Origin of the sequence: Pseudomonas guariconensis, assembly GCF_900102675.1 — a bacterium.
Classification (GTDB): Bacteria; Pseudomonadota; Gammaproteobacteria; order Pseudomonadales; family Pseudomonadaceae; genus Aquipseudomonas; species Aquipseudomonas guariconensis.
The window spans coordinates 285,963-310,615 of record NZ_FMYX01000005.1; the positions used below are offsets into that span (position 1 = coordinate 285,963).

The following is a 24,653-nucleotide window of genomic DNA, read 5'->3' on the forward strand; positions in this document are numbered from 1 at the left end:
GGCCGTCCGGGGTGCAATCAATTGCCGTGGGGCAGTGCGTCAGTTGCTGGAGGCGTCGGCCGACAGGCGCTCATCCAGGTCAAGCACCGCATCGAGCAGTACCGTGGCGCCCTTAGCGCATTGCTCGGGTGAGGAGTATTCGCGCACGTTGTGCGAGAGCCCTAGGTACGACGGTATGAAGATCATTGCGCTCGGAGCCAGGCCGGCCACGTGCGCAGCGTCGTGCCCGGCGCCGGAGACCATGCGTCGTGCCGAAAAGCCCAGGGCCTCGGTGCAGGCGGCCACGACATCGACGATGCGTGCGTCGAACCTGACCGGTGGTTTGAGCCATACCCTGCGCACCTGCGCCTCGGGGGAGATGCGCCGGATTTCGGCGGTCAGTTCGGTTTCCAGGGCCGTGAGCCCTGTATCGGTGGGGTGGCGCAGGTCCACCTCCAGCGACACCGAGCCCGGTATGACATTGCGTGAATTGGGCCCGGCACTGATGTAGCCGACCGTGCCCACGCCCGGGCTATGGCGGGCTGCCACGGCCTCGACCGCCAACACGATCTTGGAGGCCGCGACCAGGGCATCCTCGCGCATCGTCATGGGACGGCCACCGGCATGGGCTTCGACGCCGGGCACTTTGATGTCCAGCCAGCAGACCCCCTGTACCGCTTCGACGACACCGATCTCCAGGTTCTGCGCTTCCAGTACCGGCCCTTGCTCGATATGCAGTTCCAGGTAGGCGGCAAACGGCAGGAAGCCAGGCTCACGATCACCGCCATAACCGATGGCGTCCAGGGCCTGTGCCACTGAAACACCGGACTTGTCGCAGGTCGCAGCAACGGTTTCCAGCGAATGGGCGCCGCAATACACGCCCGAGCCCATCATGGCCGGGGCAAAGCGAGAACCCTCTTCGTTGGTCCAGACAATGACGGTGATCGGATGGGCAGGGCGCATCCCGGCATCCTGCAATGCGCGCAACAGCTCGACACCGGCCAGCACCCCGAGGATGCCGTCGAAGCGGCCACCGGCAGGCTGCGTGTCCAAATGGCTGCCCATGGCAATGGGGGCCAGGTTTGGGTCGCGGCCTGGGTAGGTCGCGAAGATATTGCCGATCCGGTCGATGTCGATCGTGCAGCCCAGGGCACGGCACGCGGCCACGAACCAGTCCCGAACCTGACGGTCCTCCTCGCTGAGGGCCAGGCGACGCATGCCGGTTTCGCCCAAGGCGCCGAACCTGGCGGTCGACATCAAGTCCGCCCAGAGACGGTCTTGCTGGATGAGCACTTTGCGCGCCTTGCTGGTCGATACGCTCATTGCTGGCCGTCCTGTTTTTTCACGTAGCGGTATTTGAAGTCGCAGCAGGGCGCGCCTTCCATCAAGGTCTGGGTACGTTCGAGTTCGATGTTCGGGTCGTAGCCTTGCGGGAACATGTAGTCGCGGTTGCACGACAGCAGGTGCCCGATGTGGCCCAGGCCCATTTCCCGGTACATCTCGGCGTAGCGGCAGCGGTGGACGGTGTAGTTGAAGTGCTCGTCGGTGGCCGTGTCGACGGCGATGATCAGCGCATCGTCCTGGGTCCACAGCGACTGTAGCTCCTGGAAGGTACGCAGGCTGGTGCCACCCGGGGTCTTGGCGGCGAAGGCCTGGCCGGCCTCGACGGCGGCCTTGCGGATCGCGGCATCGATGATCGCTTGGGCCATGTCCTCGCCCAGGCGGGCGCAGAGTTCCTGGTAGATCGGTGCGATGACACCGGCTTCGATACGGCGCCGGGCAAGGATGCCGATCTCGCCGTCGGTGGCGGATGCCGGACGGTCACCTGGCTTGTCACTCATGCTGCTTCTCCTTTGCTGGAGTTCTTATGGGTATGTGTCGGCACTATACCCAGCAGCACTTATTGGCTGGTAACGGATTTATCTGATAGTTTGATCGCGATTTGCAATAAATCAGGCGCGCGATCGAGCCTGCGCCCAACGGCCTCAATCCTGTAGAGGAAACACTCCGATGGATACCGTCCTGCTGCGCAGTTTCTACAAAGTGGCCTCGGTGGGGAGCTTCAGCGAGGCAGCGCGTCTGCTCAATGCCAGCCAGTCCACGGTCAGCGGGCATATCGCCAAGCTCGAGGACTACCTGCAGACCCAGCTTTTCCGGCGTACCACCCGCAGTTGCCAGCTGACCACGGCCGGTGACGTGCTGCTCACTCATGTCACCACCTTGCTGCAGGTCATCGACCGGATCGAGGAAGAGTTCTGCCCCGCGCGTATGGGCGGCACGATCAAGCTCGGGCTGCCGGATGAATATCACCTGTTCTCGCGCCTGGCGCCGGTGCTGCAAACCTTCATGGCCATGCGCCCGAAGGTGACCATCAAGGTCACCTCGGGGTTGTCCTACGAGCACAGCCGGGCGCTCGCCGATGGCTTTCTCGATGCTGCGCTGATGCGCGAGCCGTTGCAGGAAGGGCAGGTGGCAGATCTATGCCCCTCCCAGCTGGTGTGGATCGGCCTGCCGGGCTTTGACCTGGACCAGGCCGAGGTCCTGCCGCTGGCGCATATTTCAGGGCATTGCCTGTACTTTCGCGAGGCTTTCACGGCGCTGGACCAGGCGGGTGTGCCGTGGCGTTCGGTGTATGACTGCAACACGCTCGAAGGCATTCGCACGGCGGTGCGCAGTGGCCTTGCCATTGCTGCCATCCCCGAGGAAGACTGCCCTGATGATCTTGTGAAGCTGCATCATCCGCGGTTGCCCAGGCTGCCCATCGTGCATGGGCAGTTCAAGACTGCCCACCGCGAACCGCCGGTCATCGTGCAGCAGTTGCTCGCGACCCTGCGCGAGGCCTTGCAGGCCGATGGAAACTAGCAAAGCAGCTTGCCGAAGCCGGTCATGGAGGGCGTACGGCCCATGCAACGCAGTGCATGCCAGAAGGCTGCCTGGTTCGAGGTGATCACCGGCAGCCCTGTTTGCGCCTCCAGCGGTGCGATCAAGTCCAGCGTGGCAGCGGTGGTGCAGGAGAGGAAAAGTGCATCGGCGGTGGCGATATCCATCTGAGCGATGGCACGTCGATAATGCGCCAGCCCCGGAGTGGCGATCTGCACGTCGCTGGTCAGGCCAAAGCACAGACGATCGGAAAAACCGATACCGGCCTCAGCGAATACCCCGCTGGTGATCTCGGCGACATCCTCGGTATAGGGCGCGATGAATGCGATCTTGCTGCATCCCAGGTACTTCAAAGCTTCCACGGCGGCGGTCGCTGGATTGATGACCGGCACGCCGGGACGCAAGGCAGCGATTTGCCCGGCGATTTTCGCGGGTCCGATGATCGCGGAGCCGGAAGTACAGGCGAAGACGATGGCATCGAGTTGTGCTTCAGGCAGCAGCAAACCCATGGCGTCCGGGATGCCCTCTTCGAGCCGCGCGAGCGTGGTGGGCGTCAGTGGCATCGATTGCGCGATCCGCGTGGTCACGATATCGACCCCGGCCGTCAGGCCCATGCGCCAGAAGTCACGCTCGACCAGCACATCCGACGCCAGCGCGATCAAGCCCAGGCGAGGGCGGCGCTGCGGTGGCTGAGTGAAATCGATACCCGTCTGGTGCTGCTTCATGACCTGATCTCCCGGCAGTCAGTGCTATTTGGTGCCCGGTCCGCATCATAGCGGAGGGACAAACGCAGGACTGACGGTGTGTTTCGGCAGGTCCATCGCGATCTGCGATGAATGAGGGCAAAGGTGGCGCCAGGTACCTGGGCATCGGGCGATGTCCAGGTACCTCGGTGAGCCAGGCGCTCGTCGCGGAGCGAGCCTGATCAGCGATCGTTCTTGGTGGAGGAGTGGACTGCGTTGTCCAAGCCTTTGGTGTTGTGACTACCCGGCGTGGTGTCGGAGATCGCTCGGGCCTTGTCCAGGCCGCGGGTTTCCTTGGAGTGTGCGACTCCGGAGGTCACCGAGCCATGCCCTTCGCTGTCATTTCTGTCCTGGCCGTAATGCTTGCCGCTCACGCCGTGGTCGCGGGTGGCTTTGCCGGCATGCAGACCACCTTCGTTGGCGCCATTGCTGTTGCTGCCATGGTTGCCGCCCAGCCCGCCCTTGCCGCCGCCATGGCCACCGCCGTGACCGCCGCCGCCGCCATGACCGCCGCCACCACCATGACCGCCGCCGCCGCCGCCACCGCCGCCACCCTTGGCATAAACCGAACCAATCGGGGAAAGGTCAGCGGGCAGTATGGCTGTAGCACCAAGCGCGAACGCGCACACTGCTGCAACTACCAGGGTTTTCTTCATGATCGAATCGCCTCCAGGGGCGGGATTGGGATGCCGATATGACATCGTCCAGGCCACTGAGTTCGCGGCCTGGCGACGAAATGCAGGCACGCCGGTGCCAAGTTTTCGCTGTCGGGTTCTGTTGGTGGGCGCTACGCTCAGTAGCGGCATTCTCAAGTAAGGAGACAGATGCAATGTCCAGACTCAACACACTGCTCGCCGCCACGCTGGGGCTGGCCTTGCTGGGCGCGCCCCCAGTGCTGGCCGACCCAGGCAAGGGCAATGGCCACGGCAAAAACATGCAGCACGGTAATCAAGGTCATCAGAATCCGGGCGGCGGCAACGACTGGCGCGGTGGCCCGCAGATAGACATCGGGGGCATTCGGGTCATCCTCGACGATAATCGCGGCTACTGGAGCCCGGGAGCAGACCTGCCGCCTGGCGTGCGGAAGAATCTGGCACGTGGCAAGCCGCTTCCGCCAGGCATCGCCAAGAAGCTCGATGGGCGCCTGATTGGCCGGCTGCCTCACTATGACGGCTATGAGTGGCGCCAGGCGGGCACCGACTTGCTGCTGGTCACGATCGCCACGGGCCTGATCTATGAAGTGCTGACCAACGTGCTGGATTGATCCGCCCTGGCGCTGCCACGCCGCCTTGCAAGCTCAGCGGCGTGGCTGCTGAAAGGTGCGCGGGGGCTGCCCGAATTCCCGTTTGAACATCGCCGTGAACGCGCTAGGCGTGGAATAGCCGGCATCCAGCGAGACGTCGAGAATGTTGTGGCCTTGGGCAAGCCTGTCCAGCGCGATCAATAGCCGCGCCTGTTTGCGCCATGTACCGAAACTCATGCCCACATCCTCATGGAACCAGCGCTGCACAGTCTTGATGTTCAAGCCAAGGAAGCCGGCGCACTCGGCCAGCCCCCAGTCCAGCGTCCTGTTCTGGACAAGGTGTTGGCACAGCGCTTGAAGGCGCTGCCCCTTGGGGCGCGGCAGGTAGATCGCCGAGACTCTGGCGAGCGCCAGTTCATCGAGCAGCAACCCGACCAGGCGGGCATGCCGGCTACCTTTGGCAATCTCCAGGTCCATGCCCGAGGTCTCGATGATCAATTCGCGCACCAGATTGGAGATGGCGTAGACCGCGCACTCGCCAGGCATGCCCGGGGTGCGCTGTGGCGCGAAATAAAGCGTGCGGATACAGGTGGCACCGAGGCTGCGTGTCCAGTGGGCGACCTCGGCGGGAATCCACAATCCGTAATTGCAAGGCACCACCCAGCACCCCTGATGGGTGTTGACCATCAACGTGCCCTGGGTGGTGTAGAGCAACTGCCCATGGGGGTGTCGGTGGGTTTCGATGCAGGTGCCGTCCGCCAGGTCCAGGGCCAGCGTGGCCACTTCCTGGTCAGGTGGGAGGAAATGCTGGGTCGCGATCGGGGTCTTGTTGTCCATTATTCGACGATTTGTGTCCATCAGTCGTTAGACGGGAGCGCGCCAGCTTAGCATCATGGCGCCTCATACCCTCGCCCTGTGTGCCTTCGCTCATGAACACGCCTTTGCCTGACCCGGCCGATTTCTCCCAGCAGGTCCTTGCGCAGCTCAAGCGCATCGCCGATTCCCTGGAACGCGCATTCGCGCCTCCACCCGTGCCCGTCCTGGACCCCGATGCCATCGCCTACCAATGGCAGTACCGGGCCAGCCAGGGCGGCCATCGCGCCACCTTGGTACCGGTCAGGCGGCCCATGCTCATCGGCTTCGATCAACTGCAGAACGTCGACCGGCAAAAGGCGCTGATCTGCCAGAATACCCAGCAGTTTCTCGACGGCAAGCCAGCCAACAATGTGTTGCTGACCGGCTCCAGGGGCACGGGCAAGTCCTCGCTGGTCAAGGCGTGCCTCAACGAGTTCCACTCGCGTGGGCTCAAGCTGGTGGAGATCGACAAGGAAAATATCGGGGACCTGCCCGAGGTCATCGAGATCGTCAGTCACCAGCCTGGATACTTCATCCTGTTCTGCGATGACTTGTCGTTCGAGGAAGGGGATATCGGTTACAAACGTCTGAAGACCGCCCTGGACGGTTCGGTGGCCGAGCATTCGTCGAACGTGCTGATCTACGCCACGTCCAACCGCCGGCACCTGATTGCCGAACGCGCCTCGGACAACCTGTCCATGACCCGCGGCGAGAACGGTGCACTGCACCCAGGGGAAGAGATAGAAGAGAAAGTGTCGCTGTCCGAGCGCTTCGGGCTGTGGATTTCGTTCTACGGCTTCTCGCCGGACGAATACCTGAACGCGGTGAACCAGTGGCTGGCGTTCTACGGTGTGCCTGCGCATGCCATCGAGCAGGCCCATGTGCACGCGGTTCGCTGGGCCACTCAGCGCGGCTCGCGTTCCGGGCGCATCGCCGCGCAGTTTGCCCGGGACTACGCCGGACGCTGGAGCCAGGACACGCCCTGATATCAGGGCGTGAGGCGCTTAACGACGGTAATAGCGCTGATCACGCCCGTAATAGCGTCGGTCGTGATCGTAGTAACGGTGATCGTGTTCGTAACGGGCGCGGTAGTGACGGCGTTCCCACTCGTGACGACGCTCGGCCTCCCGGCGGGCCTGCTCGCGGCGCCATTGGGCACGGCGCCAATCGTCCCGTCTGTCGTGCCAGCGGCCGTCTCGCCAGTAGCGGTCGTCGTGGGCGAGCATCGGGCCTTGTTGCTTATCGGTCAGGCTGGCCAGGCTCGGCCAAGGGTTCTCGACCACCCGAGGGGTCGTGATCGGGGCGGCGGGCGCTGGGCTTGCCGCTTTCATCGGTGAAGCAGATGCCGAGCCCATCGACGCGAACGCGAACAGGCCAAGGAGCACCATTCGTGGGACGTTGATTTTCATGAGCAAAGACAACCTCTGAATGACATTGGGATCGCGGCCATGGGGCTTAAACAGCGGTGAGCCGCGTTTATTGAGCTGAGCTCCCTCACATAGACCGATAAATAGCAAAAAGTTCTAGGCGAGGGCCCGAATGATTTTGCCCACGAACCCAGTGAACTCGCGCGGGCACTATTCTGAAACGTTGGGGCTTTCTTTCGAGGAGGTGTGTCATGCGTGCTTTCACAGGGTGTTGCCTGGGGTTGATGTTGCTCGCAGGGCCCGTCAGCGCCCAGAGCGTCGTGCCGCTCAATGGCCAGAGCAGCCAGCAGATGCAACAGGACATGGACTACTGCAATGGTGTGGCCAACAACGCGGCCAACAGCGCCGGCACCTCGTCCGAGGCCCATGTCGGGGGCCGCGTGCGTGGCGCGGCAGCCGGGGCGGCGGCAGGGGCGGTGGGTGCCGAGGTCCGTGGCCGGCAGCACGAGGAACTCTATGACCGGGCCGGTGACGATGCCAAAGCGCAATACCGACAGAACCGCGCCGGCGAAGTGGCCGCAGCGGGGGCGGCAGTCGGTGGAATGCGCCAGCGTCAGGAGCGCCGGCAGGACCGCCGCAGCCAGAACCAAGCCCAGGACTCCGCCCACGCCAGCGCCTACAGCAGCTGCCTGCAGGGACGTGGCTATCAGGTCAGCCCTTGAGGTCGATGACGCGTCGCAACAGGCCGTGTGGCCTTACATATCGACTGCCCCGAGCAGACAGCGGCAGGGGGGCGATGCGCGTCTGTAAACCCTGCGCGGAAAATAAAAACCTGCGACAAGCAAACGGCCATTAATCACCCATACTCAATTCCATCTTGACTGGCGGGACTCAGGCAATCGACTTCGCGCGGGCGATTGCCTGGCATTCGAGCAAGGGGGAGGGAAATGCCTCATGACGGCAGCCTGTTGCAGGCGACGGTAGTCTTTCTGTTGGCTGTGGTGCTTCTGGTTCCTCTGCTCCAGCGCCTTAAGTTGGGCGCCGTACCTGGTTATCTGCTCGCAGGTATCGTGATCGGCCCTTCGGTGTTGGGGTTGATCGACAATCCCCACAACGTCGCACGGCTCTCGGAGATGGGCGTGGTGATGCTGTTGTTCATCATCGGCCTTGAATTGTCGCCGCGTAAATTGTGGACGATGCGCAAGTCGCTGTTCGGCGTCGGCTCGTTGCAGGTGGGCCTCACTGCGCTGGTTCTGGGAGGGCTCGCCTTTGTGCTGTTCGACCAGTCGCCTGCGGCGGCGGTGGTACTCGGCGTGGGCCTTGCATTGTCGTCCACCGCGTTCGGCCTTCAGGTACTGGCCGAGCGCAAGGACCTGAACAAGCCACATGGGCGCTTGGCCGTGGGGATCCTGTTGTTCCAAGACATCGCCGCCATCCCCTTGATTGCCGTGGTGCCGTTGCTCGCCGGTGGCGCGACGACTACGGCCGAGGGCACCCGGCCATTGCTGGCGGTGGCGATTGGTATCGGCATCGTGATCATCGGAGGGCGTTACCTGCTGCGGCCGGTGTTTCTCTGGGTGGCCAAGTCGGGGCTGCACGAGCTTTCCACCGCCACGGCGCTGCTGGTGGTGTTGGGGACGGCCTGGGTGATGGAGCACGTGGGCGTATCGATGGCGCTGGGTGCATTTTTGGCCGGTGTGCTGATGGCTGAGTCTCCCTTTCGTCACGAGCTCGAATCCCAGATCGAGCCGCTCAAGGGGCTGCTGCTGGGGCTGTTCTTCGTCGGCGTCGGCATGACCGCCGACCTGCGATTGCTGCTGGGTTTCCCCCTGCAAGTGCTGGGGCTGACCCTGTTGCTGGTGGGCATCAAGCTGCCTGTGCTGTTTGGCCTGGGACGTTGGGCCGGCGGCCTGAGCCGTGCCCAGGCGCTGTGCCTGGCGGTGGTGCTGGCATCGGGGGGCGAGTTCGCCTTCGTGGTGTTCAAGCTGGCGCTGGATCATCAATTGCTGGCGCAACAGGTGCACGACCTGCTGGTGCTGGCCATCACCTTGTCGATGGCGGTGGTGCCGCTGGTGATGATGGCGCTGGCGCGTCAGTTGCGTGAAGAGCGGCCGGTATTGGAGGCCCCGGACACGCTGCCGGCAGTGGATGAAGCGCCGCAGGTGGTGGTGGCCGGCATGGGCCGCATGGGGCGCGCCATCGCCAGGATGCTGCACGCCGAAGGTGTACGCCTGGTAGCCCTGGATACCTCGGTCGAAACCTTCGGACGCCAAGCCGACAAACAAGGCCCGCCGGTGTTCTATGGCGACCCGTCGCGCTCGCAGATCCTGCGCGCGGCCAAGGTCGGCGAGGCCGAACTGGTGATCGTCGCCACCGACGATCCGCAGGTCAATCTCAAGACCGTGGACCTGCTCGCCCAGCAGTACCCGCATACCCCAGTCATCGCCTCTGTACGCGATCATCGGGATGTCCTGCATCTGCTCGAGCTGGGCGCGAGCCCGGTCCGCGAAACCTTCCATTCCAGCCTTGAAATGGCGCGTCGCGCCTTCATCGCCCTGGGCCAGGACGAAGCCCAGGCCGCTGCCTGGGTGCGGCGCTACCAGCACCAGGAGCAGCGATGGCTGCTGGAGCTTTACCAACGACGCGCGTCCAGTGAAAGGCTCGAGGACGATGACGGTTCGGCAGACGACCACCGACCGCAGGATTGACGACCAACATCGCGCCAATCGGCGCACCGACTGTTCGACCCGCCCACGGCGGCCCGGAGGTGATTCATGCAGCCGAGTTTCAAACTGGACAGCGCCCTGTCGCGGGGATTGCTGGATGTGCTCATCAAGGCGGGGTTGGTGGCAGGCTTGGTGATTTTCGCCTTCCAGGTGTTCCAGCCATTTCTCGAACTGATGCTCTGGGCAGTGATCCTGGCGGTCACGCTGTACCCGTTGCAGCAACGGATCAAGCGTGCCAGCGGCTTGAAGGACGGCCATGCGGCGACACTGGTGGTGCTGTTGGTCCTGCTGGTGCTCCTGGTGCCGATTTACTTGGTGGTGGTGTCCCTCGGCGAGTCGGTCGAGAGCCTGGTGACACTGCTCAAGAGCGGCGCCTGGAGCGTGCCGGCGCCGCCAGAGTCGGTCGCCACCTGGCCATTGGTGGGGCCACGGGTGTATGCCCTCTGGCTGTCGGCCTCCGAAAGCCTGAGCGGGGTGCTGAACAACCTGATGCCGTACCTCAAGGATGCCGGCCGGTTGCTGCTCGGGGCCATCGCCAGTGCTGGCGGCGCGTTCTTGCTGTTTATTGCGGCGATCATCATCTCAGGGGTGATCATGGCCTTTGGCGAGCGCGGTGAATGGGCGGCGCAACGCATCGCCATGCGGGTCTCAGGCGAAGCTCAGGGCAAGCCCATCGCCAAGCTGTGCACCGCCACCATCCGTGCGGTGGCCCAAGGCGTGATCGGCATCGCGTTCATCCAGATGCTGCTGATCGGTGTCGGCTTCGTGATCAAGGGGGTGCCAGGCGCAGGCATCCTGGCCATCGCCATCCTCATGCTGGGTATTGCCCAGGCGCCTGCGACGCTGATCACGCTGCCGGTGATCGCCTACGTCTTGAGCACCGAAGGTTTCACGGTCGGCACCATCGTGTTCGCCATCTACACCTTCGTCGCCGGCCTTGCCGACAACGTGCTCAAGCCCTTGTTGCTGGGGCGTGGCGTGGACGTGCCGATGCCGGTGGTGCTGATCGGTGCGCTGGGTGGCATGGTGGTCAAGGGCATCATTGGCCTGTTCATCGGCCCGGTGATCCTGGCTGTGACCTACAACCTGTTCTGGCAGTGGGTCGCGCAGCAAGTGCCCGAAACGCCCGTCGACAAGACGTATTGAACCAGGGCTTGCCATGGTCAAACGTGTCTTTTGCTGTGCACTGAGCCTGGCCGCCTTGGGCGGTTGCACCCAGGTCGGCCCGGATTTCAAACCCGTGCCGACACCCTGGCTGGACACCTGGAATACCCCCTTGCTGGAGCAGGCCACCCACCCGGCGGCATCGCCGGACCTGCGCCAGTGGTGGGCGGTATTCGCCGACCCGATGCTCGATGCGCTGATCGCCGAAGCCGATGCACATAACACCGACCTGCGCGTGGCCGGCCTGCGCATCGCTGAGGCGCGCGCGCAGTTGGCCATCGCCCAGACCGGGCGCTACCCCCAGGTGCAGCAGCTGCGTGGCGAGAGCCTTTACCTCAAACAGGACCAGTCCGGTACCCCCACGGCCCGGGACTCGGTGTTCTGGCAATCCAGCCTGGGCTTCGACATTGCCTGGGAAGTGGACTTCTGGGGGCGCTTCAGCCGCGCCATCGAGTCGGCCGACGCGCTGTATTTTGCCTCCCAGGCCAACTACGCCGATGCCATGGTGCTGTTGCGGGCGCAGGTGGCCGATACCTATTTCAGCCTGCGTACCGTCGAGGCCCGCCTGGACATCGCCCAGGAGAACGCCCAGCGCCAGGCGCGCAGCTTGCAGATCACCGAACGGCTGTTCCGCCATGGCGAGAACGATGAACTCGACTGGCAGCAAGCCCGCACCCAGTTCCTGGCCACCCAGGCCAGCATTCCGGAGCTGGAAAACCAGCTCAACGCCCTGCGTAACGTGCTGTGCGCATTGCTGGGCCGACCACCTGGGCCATTGCCTGAATTGGCGAGCGGCCACGGGCAGTTGCCGCTGCCTGACCGGGCGATCCTGCAGGACGTGCCGGCGAGCCTACTGCAGCGCCGCCCGGACATCCGCGCTGCCGAACAGGCGGTGGCGGCGCAATCGGCGCTGGTGGGCGTGGCCGAGGCCGACTTGTACCCATCGCTGAGCCTGTTGGGCAGCATTGGCTGGACGTTCGTCTCGGCCAGCCATCTGCCCGACAGCTTCCAGCTCGCCGCCGGCCCCAGCCTGATCTGGAACCCGTTCGACTATGGCCGGCGCAAGAACGCCGTGCGCGTGGAAGATGCGCGCCTTCAGCAGTTGATCGAGTTGTACCAGCGCGATGTGCGCGAGGCCGCTCGCGAGGCCGACGATGCGGCCAGCGGGCTGGTGCGCTCGCTGCAAAGTGCCGAGGTTCGCCAGCAGGCCTCCCAGGCCGCGCAACGCTCGTTGGAACTGGCCACGTCCCAGTACCGTGAGGGCTTTGCCGATTTCCAGCGGGTGCTCGATGCCCAGCAACTGTTGCTGCAACAGCAGGACAGCTACCTGGTGAGCCGTGGCAATGCGGTCGGCAGCCTGGTGGCCCTGTACAAAGCCCTCGGTGGCGGCTGGGATCCGCACCGTGCGCCCATCGCCCCCGACACCCGCCAACACATGCAGCAACGCACCGACTGGGGGGATCTGCTCGACAACCCCACCCCAGCGCGCAACGACACAGGTGAGCCGAAATGAGCGATGCCCCAGCCCCTTCGCCGACACCCGCCAAGCCCGACCGGGGCATGCGCTGGGTCTTGCTGCTGATTCTCGTGAGCCTACTCTGGTATGTGCTCGCCGACCGTTTCACACCCTATACCCAGCAGGCACGGCTGCAGGCCTATGTGGTGCCGGTCAGTGCCGAGGTGGCCGGGCAGGTGAAGCGGGTGGCGGTGGGCAACAACCAGGAAGTGCGCAAGGGCGAGGTGCTGTTCGAACTGGACCAGGCGCAATACCGCATCGCCCTGGCGCGGGCCGAGGCCGAGCTCGACACGGTGCGCCGGCAGATCGGCGCCCATACGGCCGGCATCGACGCCGCCCAGGCTTCGCTGGCTGCCGCCCAGGCCAACGAGCGCAAGGCCCGCCAGGACGCCGAGCGCCTGGCACGCCTGTATCGGGAAGACCCGGGCACGGTGTCCGTGCGACGCCTGGAGGGCGCCCAGGCCAGCCGCGAGCAGGCCAGCAGCCAAGTGGCCGCAGCCCGCGCCGAAGTCGAGCGCGCCCGCGAGCAGCAGGGCGGACAAGAGGCGGACAACGCCCAGGTGCGCAGCGCGGTGGCCAACGTCGAAAAGGCTCGGTTGGACCTGGCACGCACCGCAGTGCGGGCCGACTCCGATGGATTGATCACCGACCTGCGCACCGATGTCGGCCATTATGTCGGCGCCGGCAGCCCGGTGATGACCTTGATCGCCATCCACGACCTGTGGATCAGCGCCGACATGACCGAGAACAACCTGGGCCACCTGCGCCCGGGCACCCCGGTGCTGGTGGTGCTCGATGCCTTGCCCGGCGAGTTGCTGCACGGACGGGTACGCAGCATCGGCTATGGCGTAAGCGTCGGCCAGAGCCCGCCGCCAGGTTCGCTGCCCCAGGTGCAGAACAGCCGCGAGTGGCTGCGTTCGGCGCAGCGCTTCCCGGTGATCGTCGAGCTGGAGCGCGATGGGCGGCTGAACGTGAGCAACCTGCGGGTCGGTGGCCAGGCCGAGATCATGGCGCTGCCAGGGGAGGGCAACCCACTCAACCTGCTGGGCCGGGTGTTCATGTGGCTGATGAGCTGGTTGTCCTATGCCTATTGAACTGCGTCGCCTGCGGGCGCTGCGCCTGGCCTGGGGCACGGCACTGTGCCTGGCGGCGAGCTTCGGCCTGGACATGCCGGTGCCGATCCTGGCGCCGGTGTTCGCCGTGCTGTTGCTGGCCATGCGCAGCCAGGCACTGGGGCTGCGTGCGGCGCCGGTGCTGGCGCTGATGGTGTTGCTCAGCTGTGGAAGTGGCCTGTTGCTGATTCCGCTGCTGCGCCATGCGCCGCTGAGCGGCGTCCTGCTGGTGGGTGTTGGTTTGTTCGCGGTGTTCCGCTACGCCTTGCGCGGCGGCAACGGGCTGCTGGCGAACCTGCTGGTGATCGGCTTGACCATGATCGCCGCGGCAGGGACCAGCGATTTCACCCTGGCGTTGTCGGTGGTCGAGGCACTGGCCAAGGGCATGCTGCTAGCGGTCATCGGCTGTGCGGTGGCCCATGTGCTGTTCCCCGAGCCGGCCGACGTGGCGGCTGCGCCAGTGCCGCCGCGCTTGGGCCCCGATGAGGCGAGCTGGATCGCCCTGCGCGCGACGCTGATTGTCATGCCGGCGTTCGTGCTGGCGCTGATCGCACCGGACCGCTTCATGCCGCTGATCATGAAGGCGGTCAGCCTCGGCCAACAGGCAGACCAGACCGATGCCCGCCAGGCCGCCCGCGAACTGATTGGCTCGACGTTGCTGGCCGGGCTGCTGGCGATTGTGCTGTGGGGTGCGCTCAGCTTGTTCGTCCATCTGTGGATGTTCTTTCTGTGGGGGCTGCTGTTTGCCCTGTGGCAGGCCCGGCGGCTGTATGCGGTGATCGGCAGCCGGCATGGACCGGCGTTCTGGGTCAGTTGCCTGACGACCATGCTGATCTTGCTCGGGCAGTCGGTGCAGGACAGCGTGGCAGGCCAGGACGTGTACCGTGCGTTTGCGGTGCGCATGGCGTTGTTCCTGGCGGTTTCGCTGTATGCCAGCGCCATGCTGGTGTGGATCGACAGCCGGCGTGCGCGACGTGGTAAATCGCAGGTGCAGCGCTACCCTTAACGCACAGTCATTTCAGGCGATAGGCCTTTGCGGGAGGTGCAATGCGCGTTCCAATGCTAGGCGTCATCACAATGATGTTGTGCCTAGGCGGCACGGCGAGCCTCGCCCAGACGGCGACGACAGCGCCTGCCCCGGCTGGCGAGCCGGCGCCGAGCACGGGCGCCGCCAAGACGGCCGTGTTCACCCAGGAGCAGTTGGATCAGATGCTCGCGCCCATCGCGCTGTACCCCGATGCGCTGCTGGCACAGGTGCTCATGGCGGCCACCTACCCGGGCGAGGTCGCCGAGGCGGTGACCTGGTCCAAGGCCAACAGCACGCTCAAGGGCGACGAGGCGGTCAAGCAGGTGGCCGGGCAGACCTGGGACCCCAGCGTGCAGGCGCTGGTGGCCTTTCCGCAGGTGCTGGTGACCTTGGGCCAAGACCCGGTCTGGGTGCAGCGTCTGGGAGATGCCTTCCTGGCCCAGCCCGACGACGTCATGAACAGCGTGCAGCGCCTGCGTCACCAAGCTCAGGCAGCCGGCAACCTGCAGAGCAACCAGTACCAGAACGTGACCGTGCAGGCCGCGCCCGCGCCGTCCTCCGCCGGCGGTACCGGCCAGAGCGCAGCGGCCGGCAACACCACCATCATCATCGAGCCGGCCGACCCGCAAGTGGTCTACGTGCCCAGCTACAACCTCAACACCACCTACGGCACGTGGCAGTACCCCGCCTCTGCGCCGGTGTACTACCCACCGCCGCCGGCCTATTACGCAGGTTCAGCGCTGGTGGCGGGGTTGGCCTTCGGCACTGGCGTGGCGATCATCAATTCGCTGTGGGGCGACTGCGACTGGGACGATCACGACATCGATATCGATGTCGATCGCTACAACAACATCAACAACATCGAAAACCGCATCGACAACAGCCAGAACAAGTGGCAGCACAACGCCGTGCATCGCGATGGTGTGCCCTATCGCGATGCCAGGAGCCGCGAGCAATACGGCCGGCAACTGGACGGCGCCCGCCAGCGCGCCGCGTATCGGGGTGACGATGCCCAGCGCGCCGAGGCCCGAGAACGCGCCCGGGCTTCGATGGACCGGCACGGCATCGAACGTCCGGCCACCACCAACCGCGAGGCCCGTGAACGGGCACGCGAAGCCCAGGCTGGCCATCGCCTGCAAGGTGCGACGAACGCACCCCGGGTAGCCGACCGTCGCCAAGGCGATGGCCAGCTCCGCCAGGCTGCGCACAAGCGGCCTACGGCCTCGGCCGGGCGGGCCCGCAACAATGCTTTCGATGGCGTTCGCTCGCCGTCGCGAGCCAACGTGCAGGCCAACCGTGGACGGTTGAGCCAGTCGTTCGCCCAGCGGCCCGGTTCCGCGCGGGCGGCGGGACGTCCGGTGTCCAGACCGGTCAGTGCGCCGATGCGCAGGGGAGGAGGGCGGCGATGAACCTCAAGTTGCTTATGGGACTATGGGCCACAGGCCTTGCCTGGTCGTGCATCGCCTCGGCCCAGCAGGCCTTCCCGACGCCGGAAAAAGCCGTCGAGGCCTTCGTCCAGGCCCTGGGTGTGGAGCACCCCGACGAAGCGCGCCTGGCGCAGCTGCTCGGCGAAGACTGGCGTAACTACATTCCCCGCGGGGGCGTGCAGCGCAGCGACGTGGATGCGTTCTTGCAGCAGTACCGCGAACGACACCGCATCGAGCCAGACGGCGAGCGCAAGGCGATTCTGGCAGTGGGCAACGCCCCCTGGACCTTGCCGATCCCGCTGGTCAAAGGCAATGGCGGTTGGCGCTTCGATCTGAAGGCCGGCAGCGCCGAGATCCGTGCGCGGCGCATTGGCCGCAATGAGCTGGCGGCTTTGCAGTCGGTGCTGGCGTATCACGACGCGCAGATGGACTACGCCACCCAGGATCGCAACGGCAACGGTGCGCTCGAGTACGCCCAGAAAATCTTCAGCAGCCCAGGCAAGCACGACGGCCTCTACTGGGCGGACGGAGGCGACGGCCAGATCAGCCCGCTGGGCCCGCTGTTCGGTCAGGACGTAGTCGGCGATGACTGGTATGGCTACCACTTTCGCATTCTCGATGGCCAGGGCCCGTCGGCACCTGGCGGCGCGTACAGCTACCTGATCGGCGACCAGATGAGCCGAGGCTTTGCGCTTATCGCCTGGCCTGCCAAGTACAACGAGACGGGGGTGATGAGCTTCATGATCAGCCATGACGGCCAGGTGTTCGACAAGGACCTGGGGCCTGATGGCGAGAAGGTCGCCAAGGCGATGAAGCGCTTCGACCCGGACGACAGCTGGCAGGTGGTGAAGGTAGACCCAGCCGAGTGAGGGCTGGCACTGAAAGCGCAGGCTGAGCCCTGGGCCGAGCTGTGCAGCGATACGTCGGCAATTGCCGAAGCCCACTTCTTGGCCTGGCTATTTTTTTCGAAGCGCCGGCGTATCTACAGTCGCAGGCGAGAGGCAGGCCTCTGTGCGGCTGCGGGCTCACCGGCGAAAGTGTCCCTACAGGCAACGCAACGACAGGGTGCCGGGGCTGCCTGTGCAGTCCTGATTCAGAACTTCTTGCTCGCACTTCCTACCCAGGTCGCCGAACACAGGTCATCGAACCCATAGCTGCTGGCGCACTCGGTCTTGGACAGGTCGGTGTCGATGTACGACAAACTCCAGGTCAGCCCAGCCAGTTCACGGGTCAGCTTCACTTCCCATTCGTGGTGGTCGGACGATGTCTTGCCATCGCCGGCCGTGTACATCGGATCCTTGAAGTCCATGCGCCCGTAACGCAGCTGCAAGCCGATCTCCAGCGGCAGGGCGGTTTCGTAGGCCACGTAGCTGTAGAGGGTGTCCTGGTCATCGCCCAGGGCGCTGCCGGTGTCGTTGGAGTAGTTCGCTCCCAGGGTCACGCCGTAGACGGTGAGGGCGGCGTAGTAGTCGCTGAGGTTGTACAGGCTCGACTTGGGGTAGGTGTACTTGAGGTAGCCCACATCCAGGCTGACTTCATCGGTGGCCTGCCAGTACCAGCCGGCGTAGTAGTCCACCTCCTGGCGGGTCTGGGTGCCGAAGCCAAAGTCCACATTGGAGGTCCAGGCGCCGAGGTACAGGCCGCTGGTGTGCTGCAGGGTGATGGCGAGTTGGGCGGCGGGGTCGTTCTGGGTCTGGGAGATGCCGCGGGTACGGTAATCGCTGACCAGAGCGGGTTCGATCTCCAGGTAGAAGTCATCACTCAGGGATACGGCTTGGCTGGTCAAGGGGGCCAGGGTCGAGGCAATGAGCAGGATGCGGCGCATGAAGGTACCTGTTTGTTGTGATTGTTCTGGCAGGTGCGGGCAAAGCGCGGCCTGGCTCCCGGGTAGCCCGGGAGCTTGGCGTGGTGCAGAGGGAGTCAGTGTTCGGCTTTGTAGACTTCGCGGCCGCCGAACCAGGTCTGCAGGACGCGGGTGTCGGCCAGGTCATTGTCGGCGACGGTGAGCACATCGCGGTCGAGCACGATGAAGTCGGCTTGCTTGCCGGGCGTGAGCGAGCCGATCTGCTTGTCCAGGCCAATGGTGCGTGCGGCGTTGAGGGTGTAGGCCTGGAACATGGTCTGGCGGTCGATGCGCTCCTTTGGGTTAAGCACGCCCTTGGGGCCTTCGCGGGTGATGGCCTGGTGAATGGCCAGCCACGGGTTGGGCGAGGAAACCGACCAGTCGCTGGCCCCGGCGATGGTGGCGCCGTGGCTGAGCAGCGAATGGGCAGGGTACTGGTAGGGGAAGACATGGGGGCTGACGTAGGGCTTGACCATGTCCAAGGTGTATTCGTCGCCCGAGGCCCAGAGCAGCTGCATCGAGGCGATCACGTTCAAGGGCTTGAAGCGGGCGAACTCGGTGGGGTTCACCAGTTGCAGATGAGTGATGGAGTGGGTGACGCCACTCTGGCGGTCCTTGCGCGCTTGGGCGATGCCGTTGAGCGATTCGCGTACCGCCCGGTCACCGATGGCGTGGATATGTACCAGCCAGCCTCGGGCGTCGGCGGCGCTGACCAGCTCGCCGAAATGCGTCGGGTCGATCAAGAGCTCTCCGGTTTTGTGGGAATTGCTGTAGGGCTCGAGCATCGCCGCGCTTTGCGCCGGGTATTCCACCACGCCGTCGGCGAATATCTTGATGCCGGGCAGTGTCAGGTTGGGGATGCCCTGGAACTGCTGGCGAACTTTGTCCAAGGTGTCGAGATCGGCCGGCAGGCTCTTGGGGTTGGCCACCAGCAGCGCAGCGACATGGGCATTCAACTGGCCTTTCTCGGCCAGGGCCTTGTAGGCCGGCAGTACGCCGATGGATTTTTCCGTGGGCTGGAGGCTGAACACCGACTCCCCAGGTGCGGCGTTGGCGGCCGGGTCCATCCAGGCGGTGATGCCGAAGGCGTTGTTGTATTTCACCGCAGCGTCGGCGGCGTGCAGCAGGGCGTCGGCGCTGGGGGAGGGCATGGCGGCGCTGATGCGGTCCCAGCCTGCATCCACGGCAAAGCCATTGGGTGTGCCGTCTTGTTTCTTGCCCAGGGTGTCGCGTTCGGCGGCGGGCAGGGTGGCCAGGAGCCTGGCGTCGATACCGGCGCGGTCGAGCATGGCCTGGTTGGCCCAGGCGGTGTGGTGGTCGCTGCCAATGAACACCACCGGGACCTTTGCCCACTCGCCGTGGTTGAAGGTCGCGCCCAGCTCCTCGGCCTTGGCCCAGTAGGTGGAGCTCACCCCGACCACGGTCAGCACATCGCCTTGGCGGGCTGTGCCGTCGTCACGCCAGGCGCGCAAGCGTTTTTCCAGCTCCGCGGTGGGCACGTTCTCCTCATCGGCCAGGCTGGCTGCCGACAGCTCCAGGCCACCGAAGATGGCGTGGGAGTGGCTGTCGATCATCCCCGGCATGACCCGCTTTCCGCCCAGGTCGATGACTTGGGTCGTGCTGCCGGCCAGAGCCTTGATCTGGGCATCGGTGCCTACTTTGAGCACTTTGCCGTCCTGTACGGCCATGGCCTGTGCAGACGGGTGGGCGGGGTCGGCGGTGTACAGCTTGCCATTGAGCAGCACCAGATCCACAGCGGCCATCGAATCCATCGAGGCAAAGGCCAGCGCCACGGACAGCAACGTAGGCGTGAAACGTCTCATTGCAAAACCTCTTGTTTTTTGGGGGCTGTTGGCGAGACTAACGGCTGGCCCGGGCAGGCAGAACGCCCGAAATGCGCAAAAGCTTTTTTCCTGAATGGAAAAACCATGGACAAGTTCGCCGCCATCACCATGTTCGTCGCCACTGCCGAGCACGGCAGTTTCAGCCGCGCCGCCGAGCAATTGGGCAAGACCCCGTCGGCCCTGACCAAAGCCGTGAGCCATCTGGAGGATGACCTGGGCGTGCGGCTGTTCGAGCGCAGCACGCGGCGCACGGTGCTGACCGAAGCCGGCAAGGTCTACCTGGAAACCGCGCGCCAGGTGCTCATGCGCATGCATGAAGTCGGCGAAGTGGTGGGGCAGATGCAACATGGCTTGCATGGGATCCTGCGGCTGACGGCGCCGCTGGCCTATGGGCGGGCCTTTCTGGACCAGGTGTGCTCACAGTTTCTGCGCGACTATCCGCAGATCCGCCTGCGCGTGGACCTCTCCGATGACTTCGTCGACCTGGTGGAAAGCGGCTACGACCTGGCCCTGCGCGAAGGGCACAATGACTTGCCCGGGTTGATCGCCAGGGAGGTCGGCCGCAACCGCCTGACGCTGTGCGCGAGCCCCGACTACCTGGCGCGCAACCCGATACCGGTCACACCCCAGACCCTCGATCAGCACGACTGGCTGTTGTATCGCCATGCCGCCCTGAGCCGCACCTACTGGTGGGTAGAGAAGGACGGCGAACGTCTGAGCCTGCTGCAGCCCACCCATGCTCGACTGGAAAGCGACAACTACGACCTGCTGCTGGCCAGCGCGCTGGCCGGTGGCGGGTTGTTTCATGTGCCGCTGTGGAGTGGCGCGCCCTATCTGGCCGATGGGCGCCTGGTGCGCTTGATGGAAGACTACGCGATCGACCCCGACGCCTTCGGGCCGAAGATCCTGGCGGTGTACCCCAGCCATCGGCGAGCGACGGGGAAGGTGCTGGCGTTCATCGAGTACCTGGCGGCATACCTGGAGCGCACGGGGTTGGCCTAGCCTTCGATGGCCGGCTCGTTGGCTGCGCTGTGCTCGAACACATGGACACGGTTGCGTCCCGCGGCCTTGGCCGCATACAGCGCGTCGTCCGCCAGCGCCAGCAGGCGCGAGAGTTCGTAGCCTGCGGCCTCGCTGGTGACGACGCCGATGCTGACGCTCAGACTCCCTGGCGTGGGCAGTGCAGCGCTGTGAAAGCGCTGACGAATGTTCTGCGCGACCAGGGTCGCGATCTGCTCCCCCGCACCGGGCAGAAGGCAGGCGAATTCCTCGCCGCCGATCCGGCCGAACACATCGCCGTGGCGCAGGTTGCGGGTCGCCAGCTGACTGAAGGCGATCAACGCCTGGTCGCCTGCCTGGTGACCGAGGCTGTCATTGAGGCGCTTGAAATGGTCCAGGTCGAACAGCAGCAGGGTGATGGGGGTGTGGGTGCGTTTGGCCTCGGCCAGGATCTGCTCACCTTGGGTGATGAATGCCCGGCGGTTGCCGATGCCCGTCAACTCGTCGGTGTTGGCGGCCGTTTTATACTTCTTCTCGGCCTGCTCCTTGACCATTGCCAGGGTGATATAAGCGATGCCGGTGGCATAGAGCATCGACTCGAACAGCATGACGGCAAAGAACCGTGCGCCATCGCCACTGCCGGACAAGGCGTTTTCCAGCGAGAGGCCTTCATCGACGATGAGGCGCACGATGTAGAAGATGGTGTGCATGCCCAGGATCAACAGGGCCGGCAGGTACGCCATGTCCAGGCGATTGCGGCTGCGCCACAGCTCGACGATGCCCAGGCCCGAGTAGGCCGCGGCAAGGGTCGAATACACCGTGATGCGCAGTGACAGCGAGTCGTAGAACACCGGCGTGAAGCAGAACAGCAGCCACACCACCACACCCATGGCAATGCCGGGCAAGTAGGGCGCGCGCCCGGCCAGGGTGCGCATGGCTGTCCAGCCCAGTGCGGCTGACAACAACAGCACGATATTGCCCAGCACCAGGGGAACGAGGTCGTAGCCGCGCTCGCGCAGGCTGATCAAGGCGACGCCCACCGAGGCCAGCAACAACATCGCGCCCAGATAACCCAGCGGCCGCTCACGTCTGCCACGCGCCCAGGTGTGCAGGGTGAGTGTGCCCATCAGACCGAGCAGGAAGACGGTGACGAGAATGAGGGTGGGAATACTCAAGAGCACGGGAAGTCCTTTGGGCTCGGCGGCAGGTCCATCAGTTTTGCCATGTTAAGCGCCAGCGTGGCAGTTTGCCAATGTGCGGAAAGTTATTAAATTCGCTATGGGTGGGGCTGTCGTTAATGTCGCAAGAATAAGCTCACGGATGGCGTACTCTCGGGAAAAAGTTTTTTTAAACAATCTGTTAATTCTTCGGGAAAGCATTATGCCGGGCCGGTTGGTCGGGTTTGCGCAGGTGACCAAGCACGGTGCATGCAGGCCCGGGAGCGAGCCTGAACAAGCCGGGAGGCGCCCTGCGCCTGGCCTGCCGGGCGCCGCGCCCACGGCCGAAAAGCACAAGACTTTCGCGGGGAAAAACCGGATAATGGCCGCCATTTTCGTTTTGCTCGTTATCACGGTATCCCCCGCATGGAAATCAAGGTCAACTTTCTCGACAACCTTCGACTTGAAGCCAAGTTTGATGACTTCACGGTCGTGGCCGACCAGCCGATTCGCTATAAGGGCGATGGTTCGGCACCGGGGCCGTTCGATTATTTCCTGGCCTCTTCGGCCTTGTGTGCGGCGTACTTTGTAAAGTTGTACTGCAATACACGAAACATTCCGACCGATAATATTCGTCTGTCTCAGAATAATATTGTCGATCCGGAAAACCGCTATAAACAGATCTTCAAGATCCAAGTGGAACTGCCGGCGGACATCAGCGAAAAAGACCGCCAGGGCATCTTGCGTTCGATCGAGCGATGCACGGTGAAGAAGGTCGTGCAGACCGGTCCTGAGTTCGTCATCGAAGAGGTGGAGAACCTCGATGCCGATGCCCAGGCATTGCTGATGGTGGACACCGACCCGAGCGCGAGCACCTATATCCCAGGCAAGGACCTGCCACTGGAGCAGACCATCGCCAACATGTCGCAGATCCTGGCCGGTCTGGGCATGAAGATCGAGATCGCCTCCTGGCGCAACATCGTGCCCAACGTATGGTCGCTGCACATCCGCGATGCCCACTCGCCGATGTGCTTCACCAACGGCAAGGGCGCGACCAAGGAGAGCGCCCTGGCGTCGGCCCTGGGCGAGTTCATCGAACGCCTGAACTGCAACTTCTTCTACAACGATCAGTTCTGGGGCGAGGACATCGCCAACGCGCCGTTCGTGCATTACCCGGACGAGCGCTGGTTCAAGCCGGGCCGCAAAGACGCGCTGCCAGCGGAGATCCTCGACCCGTACTGCCTGGAAATCTACAACCCTGAAGGCGAGCTGCGTGGCTCGCACCTTTACGACACCAACTCTGGCAACGTCGAGCGTGGCATTTGCTCGCTGCCCTATGTGCGTCAGTCCGACGGCCAGGTGGTGTATTTCCCGTCCAACCTGGTCGAGAACCTGTTCCTGAGCAACGGCATGAGCGCCGGCAATACCCTGGCTGAAGCGCAGGTGCAGTGCCTGTCGGAAATCTTCGAGCGGGCGGTCAAGCGCGAAATCCTCGAAGGCGAGCTGGCATTGCCGGATGTGCCGCAGGAAGTACTGGCCAAATACCCCGCTATCCTGGCCGGTATCCAGGGGCTCGAGGAGCAGGGTTTCCCGGTGCTGGTCAAGGACGCCTCGCTCGGCGGTGAATTCCCGGTGATGTGCGTCACCTTGATGAACCCGCGTACTGGCGGTGTGTTCGCGTCCTTCGGTGCACACCCAAGCTTCGAAGTGGCGCTGGAGCGCAGTCTGACCGAGCTGTTGCAGGGGCGCAGCTTCGAGGGCCTGAACGACCTGCCTCAACCGACCTTCTCCAGCCATGCGGTGACCGAGCCGAACAACTTCGTCGAGCACTTCATCGATTCGAGCGGTGTGGTGTCCTGGCGCTTCTTCAGCGCCAAGGCCGACTTCGAATTCGTCGAGTGGGACTTCTCCGGCCACGGCGAGGATTCCAACGCCGAGGAGGCCGCCACGTTGTTCGGCATTCTCGAGGGCATGGGCAAAGAGGTGTACATGGCGGTGTACGAGCACCTCGGTGCAACTGCCTGCCGCATCCTGGTGCCGGGCTACTCGGAAATCTATCCGTTGGATGACCTGATCTGGGACAACACCAACAAGGCCCTGTTGTTCCGTGCCGACATCCTCAACTTGCACAGCCTGGACGATGACGCCCTGGCGGCGCTGGTCGAGCGGCTGGAAGAGAGCGAGCTGGACGACTACACCGACATCACCACCTTGATCGGCGTCGAGTTCGACGACAACACGGTCTGGGGGCAGTTGACCATCCTGGAGCTCAAGCTGCTGATCTACCTCGCCCTGGAGCAGTTCGAGGCGGCGAAGGAACTGGTGGAGACCTTCCTGCAGTTCAACGACAACACCGTCGAGCGCGGGCTGTTCTACCAGGCCTTGAACGTGGTGCTGGAAGTGGAACTGGACGAGGACTTGGAGCTGGCCGATTACGAAGCCAACTTCCGCCGCATGTTCGGCGATGCGCGCATGGATGCGGTACTGGGTTCGGTCGATGGCAGCGTACGTTTCCATGGCCTGACACCGACGAGCATGAAGCTCGAAGGCCTCGACCGCCACCTGCGCTTGATCGACAGCTACAAGAAGCTGCACAGCGCCCGGGCCAAGGTGACCCTGCGCTAAGCCAGTCGCCAGCCCTGGTGGCTACCGGGGGCGCGGTGCGCCCCTTTTCGCGGCCCTTCGCCGCTCCCGCAGACGCCGTAGTCCTCCTCGCACAGTTTTTGCGGATGAACCCGCTCCCATCGGATCGGCACCGATCCTGTGGGAGT

General features: G+C 64.3%; 22 protein-coding genes. 13 read left to right on the forward strand and 9 right to left on the reverse strand.

From position 1 onward, the window contains the following. Nucleotides 1–39: 39 nt before the first annotated feature. Together BLS27_RS11150 and BLS27_RS11155 are read right to left on the reverse strand one after the other, a co-directional pair. A complete protein-coding gene (locus BLS27_RS11150) occupies nt 40–1,302 on the reverse strand; it encodes a hydantoinase/carbamoylase family amidase (protein WP_090344748.1) in 1,263 nt (420 codons plus the stop codon). Beyond that, a complete protein-coding gene (locus tag BLS27_RS11155; RefSeq protein ID WP_090344749.1) occupies nt 1,299–1,820 on the reverse strand; it encodes an L-2-amino-thiazoline-4-carboxylic acid hydrolase in 522 nt (173 codons plus the stop codon). The genes BLS27_RS11150 and BLS27_RS11155 overlap by 4 nt, the downstream gene beginning before the upstream one ends. A gap of 169 nt (nt 1,821–1,989) precedes the next feature. On the opposite strand from BLS27_RS11155, the gene BLS27_RS11160 reads away from it, so the two are divergent. Further along, entirely contained in the window at nt 1,990–2,841 is an 852-nt protein-coding gene (locus BLS27_RS11160) for a LysR family transcriptional regulator (protein ID WP_052352375.1), read from the forward strand. Here BLS27_RS11160 and BLS27_RS11165 read toward each other — a convergent pair. Further along, nucleotides 2,838–3,584: a maleate cis-trans isomerase family protein gene (locus tag BLS27_RS11165; RefSeq protein WP_090344751.1), complete on the reverse strand. Its 747-nt coding sequence runs from the start codon at nt 3,582–3,584 to the stop codon at nt 2,838–2,840. The genes BLS27_RS11160 and BLS27_RS11165 overlap by 4 nt on opposite strands. A 200-nt stretch (nt 3,585–3,784) precedes the next feature. Continuing rightward, on the reverse strand, nt 3,785–4,258 hold the full coding sequence (locus BLS27_RS11170) for a hypothetical protein (protein WP_090344753.1): 474 nt from the start codon (nt 4,256–4,258) through the stop codon (nt 3,785–3,787). A 173-nt stretch (nt 4,259–4,431) separates the two neighbouring features. Between BLS27_RS11170 and BLS27_RS11175 the strand changes: the two genes are divergently transcribed. Further along, a complete protein-coding gene (locus tag BLS27_RS11175) occupies nt 4,432–4,866 on the forward strand; it encodes an anti-virulence regulator CigR family protein (RefSeq protein ID WP_090344755.1) in 435 nt (144 codons plus the stop codon). 33 nt (nt 4,867–4,899) lie between these two features. Here the strand turns inward: BLS27_RS11175 and BLS27_RS11180 are convergent, their stop codons facing one another. Next, nucleotides 4,900–5,682 (reverse strand): AraC family transcriptional regulator, encoded by a 783-nt coding sequence (locus BLS27_RS11180; protein WP_167358091.1) that lies wholly within the window; start codon nt 5,680–5,682, stop codon nt 4,900–4,902. A 92-nt stretch (nt 5,683–5,774) separates the two neighbouring features. Between BLS27_RS11180 and BLS27_RS11185 the strand changes: the two genes are divergently transcribed. Further along, entirely contained in the window at nt 5,775–6,686 is a 912-nt protein-coding gene (locus BLS27_RS11185) for an ATP-binding protein (protein WP_090344759.1), read from the forward strand. Nucleotides 6,687–6,704: 18 nt separating this feature from the next. On the opposite strand, the gene BLS27_RS11190 is transcribed toward BLS27_RS11185, so the two are convergent. Further along, nucleotides 6,705–7,109 carry a hypothetical protein gene (locus BLS27_RS11190; RefSeq protein ID WP_043207010.1) on the reverse strand — a complete coding sequence of 135 codons (405 nt, stop codon included), beginning with the start codon at nt 7,107–7,109 and terminating at the stop codon, nt 6,705–6,707. A gap of 209 nt (nt 7,110–7,318) precedes the next feature. Between BLS27_RS11190 and BLS27_RS11195 the strand changes: the two genes are divergently transcribed. The 8 genes from BLS27_RS11195 to BLS27_RS11230 all read left to right on the forward strand — a co-directional run bounded on the left by BLS27_RS11195 (nt 7,319) and on the right by BLS27_RS11230 (nt 16,908). Next, nucleotides 7,319–7,789: a YMGG-like glycine zipper-containing protein gene (locus BLS27_RS11195; RefSeq protein WP_090344761.1), complete on the forward strand. Its 471-nt coding sequence runs from the start codon at nt 7,319–7,321 to the stop codon at nt 7,787–7,789. A gap of 225 nt (nt 7,790–8,014) precedes the next feature. Beyond that, entirely contained in the window at nt 8,015–9,775 is a 1,761-nt protein-coding gene (locus BLS27_RS11200) for a monovalent cation:proton antiporter-2 (CPA2) family protein (RefSeq protein ID WP_090344763.1), read from the forward strand. 66 nt (nt 9,776–9,841) lie between these two features. Continuing rightward, nucleotides 9,842–10,939, forward strand: coding sequence for an AI-2E family transporter (locus BLS27_RS11205; RefSeq protein WP_043207007.1), 1,098 nt, complete (start codon nt 9,842–9,844; stop codon nt 10,937–10,939). Between the two features lie 13 nt (nt 10,940–10,952). Continuing rightward, nucleotides 10,953–12,470 (forward strand): efflux transporter outer membrane subunit, encoded by a 1,518-nt coding sequence (locus BLS27_RS11210; RefSeq protein ID WP_090344765.1) that lies wholly within the window; start codon nt 10,953–10,955, stop codon nt 12,468–12,470. Further along, nucleotides 12,467–13,567 carry an HlyD family secretion protein gene (locus BLS27_RS11215; protein WP_090344768.1) on the forward strand — a complete coding sequence of 367 codons (1,101 nt, stop codon included), beginning with the start codon at nt 12,467–12,469 and terminating at the stop codon, nt 13,565–13,567. Before BLS27_RS11210 ends, BLS27_RS11215 begins: the two co-directional genes overlap by 4 nt. Beyond that, a complete protein-coding gene (locus BLS27_RS11220) occupies nt 13,557–14,591 on the forward strand; it encodes a DUF2955 domain-containing protein (RefSeq protein WP_043207000.1) in 1,035 nt (344 codons plus the stop codon). The genes BLS27_RS11215 and BLS27_RS11220 overlap by 11 nt, the downstream gene beginning before the upstream one ends. A gap of 41 nt (nt 14,592–14,632) precedes the next feature. Then, nucleotides 14,633–16,021, forward strand: coding sequence for a DUF3300 domain-containing protein (locus tag BLS27_RS11225; protein WP_090344770.1), 1,389 nt, complete (start codon nt 14,633–14,635; stop codon nt 16,019–16,021). Further along, on the forward strand, nt 16,018–16,908 hold the full coding sequence (locus tag BLS27_RS11230; RefSeq protein ID WP_090344772.1) for a DUF2950 domain-containing protein: 891 nt from the start codon (nt 16,018–16,020) through the stop codon (nt 16,906–16,908). Before BLS27_RS11225 ends, BLS27_RS11230 begins: the two co-directional genes overlap by 4 nt. A gap of 224 nt (nt 16,909–17,132) precedes the next feature. Here BLS27_RS11230 and BLS27_RS11235 read toward each other — a convergent pair whose 3' ends face one another. Together BLS27_RS11235 and BLS27_RS11240 are read right to left on the reverse strand one after the other, a co-directional pair. Continuing rightward, nucleotides 17,133–17,864 (reverse strand): TorF family putative porin, encoded by a 732-nt coding sequence (locus BLS27_RS11235; protein WP_043206993.1) that lies wholly within the window; start codon nt 17,862–17,864, stop codon nt 17,133–17,135. 95 nt (nt 17,865–17,959) lie between these two features. Beyond that, nucleotides 17,960–19,705 carry an amidohydrolase gene (locus BLS27_RS11240; protein WP_043206992.1) on the reverse strand — a complete coding sequence of 582 codons (1,746 nt, stop codon included), beginning with the start codon at nt 19,703–19,705 and terminating at the stop codon, nt 17,960–17,962. A 105-nt stretch (nt 19,706–19,810) separates the two neighbouring features. Between BLS27_RS11240 and BLS27_RS11245 the strand changes: the two genes are divergently transcribed. Beyond that, entirely contained in the window at nt 19,811–20,728 is a 918-nt protein-coding gene (locus BLS27_RS11245) for a LysR family transcriptional regulator (protein WP_090344775.1), read from the forward strand. On the opposite strand, the gene BLS27_RS11250 is transcribed toward BLS27_RS11245, so the two are convergent. Beyond that, nucleotides 20,725–21,906 carry a GGDEF domain-containing protein gene (locus BLS27_RS11250; protein ID WP_090344777.1) on the reverse strand — a complete coding sequence of 394 codons (1,182 nt, stop codon included), beginning with the start codon at nt 21,904–21,906 and terminating at the stop codon, nt 20,725–20,727. The two genes, BLS27_RS11245 and BLS27_RS11250, sit on opposite strands and share 4 nt — an antisense overlap. Nucleotides 21,907–22,308: 402 nt before the next feature. On the opposite strand from BLS27_RS11250, the gene BLS27_RS11255 reads away from it, so the two are divergent. Further along, a complete protein-coding gene (locus tag BLS27_RS11255) occupies nt 22,309–24,507 on the forward strand; it encodes an OsmC domain/YcaO domain-containing protein (protein WP_090344778.1) in 2,199 nt (732 codons plus the stop codon). Nucleotides 24,508–24,653: the final 146 nt, after the last annotated feature.

Coding starts and splice junctions, on each gene's coding strand:
- BLS27_RS11150 (WP_090344748.1), bottom strand. CDS start 1,302: ATGAGCGTATCGACCAGCAAGGCGCGCAAAGTGCTCATCCAGCAAGAC.
- BLS27_RS11155 (WP_090344749.1), bottom strand. CDS start 1,820: ATGAGTGACAAGCCAGGTGACCGTCCGGCATCCGCCACCGACGGCGAG.
- BLS27_RS11160 (WP_052352375.1), top strand. CDS start 1,990: ATGGATACCGTCCTGCTGCGCAGTTTCTACAAAGTGGCCTCGGTGGGG.
- BLS27_RS11165 (WP_090344751.1), bottom strand. CDS start 3,584: ATGAAGCAGCACCAGACGGGTATCGATTTCACTCAGCCACCGCAGCGC.
- BLS27_RS11170 (WP_090344753.1), bottom strand. CDS start 4,258: ATGAAGAAAACCCTGGTAGTTGCAGCAGTGTGCGCGTTCGCGCTTGGT.
- BLS27_RS11175 (WP_090344755.1), top strand. CDS start 4,432: ATGTCCAGACTCAACACACTGCTCGCCGCCACGCTGGGGCTGGCCTTG.
- BLS27_RS11180 (WP_167358091.1), bottom strand. CDS start 5,682: ATGGACAACAAGACCCCGATCGCGACCCAGCATTTCCTCCCACCTGAC.
- BLS27_RS11185 (WP_090344759.1), top strand. CDS start 5,775: ATGAACACGCCTTTGCCTGACCCGGCCGATTTCTCCCAGCAGGTCCTT.
- BLS27_RS11190 (WP_043207010.1), bottom strand. CDS start 7,109: ATGAAAATCAACGTCCCACGAATGGTGCTCCTTGGCCTGTTCGCGTTC.
- BLS27_RS11195 (WP_090344761.1), top strand. CDS start 7,319: ATGCGTGCTTTCACAGGGTGTTGCCTGGGGTTGATGTTGCTCGCAGGG.
- BLS27_RS11200 (WP_090344763.1), top strand. CDS start 8,015: ATGCCTCATGACGGCAGCCTGTTGCAGGCGACGGTAGTCTTTCTGTTG.
- BLS27_RS11205 (WP_043207007.1), top strand. CDS start 9,842: ATGCAGCCGAGTTTCAAACTGGACAGCGCCCTGTCGCGGGGATTGCTG.
- BLS27_RS11210 (WP_090344765.1), top strand. CDS start 10,953: ATGGTCAAACGTGTCTTTTGCTGTGCACTGAGCCTGGCCGCCTTGGGC.
- BLS27_RS11215 (WP_090344768.1), top strand. CDS start 12,467: ATGAGCGATGCCCCAGCCCCTTCGCCGACACCCGCCAAGCCCGACCGG.
- BLS27_RS11220 (WP_043207000.1), top strand. CDS start 13,557: ATGCCTATTGAACTGCGTCGCCTGCGGGCGCTGCGCCTGGCCTGGGGC.
- BLS27_RS11225 (WP_090344770.1), top strand. CDS start 14,633: ATGCGCGTTCCAATGCTAGGCGTCATCACAATGATGTTGTGCCTAGGC.
- BLS27_RS11230 (WP_090344772.1), top strand. CDS start 16,018: ATGAACCTCAAGTTGCTTATGGGACTATGGGCCACAGGCCTTGCCTGG.
- BLS27_RS11235 (WP_043206993.1), bottom strand. CDS start 17,864: ATGCGCCGCATCCTGCTCATTGCCTCGACCCTGGCCCCCTTGACCAGC.
- BLS27_RS11240 (WP_043206992.1), bottom strand. CDS start 19,705: ATGAGACGTTTCACGCCTACGTTGCTGTCCGTGGCGCTGGCCTTTGCC.
- BLS27_RS11245 (WP_090344775.1), top strand. CDS start 19,811: ATGGACAAGTTCGCCGCCATCACCATGTTCGTCGCCACTGCCGAGCAC.
- BLS27_RS11255 (WP_090344778.1), top strand. CDS start 22,309: ATGGAAATCAAGGTCAACTTTCTCGACAACCTTCGACTTGAAGCCAAG.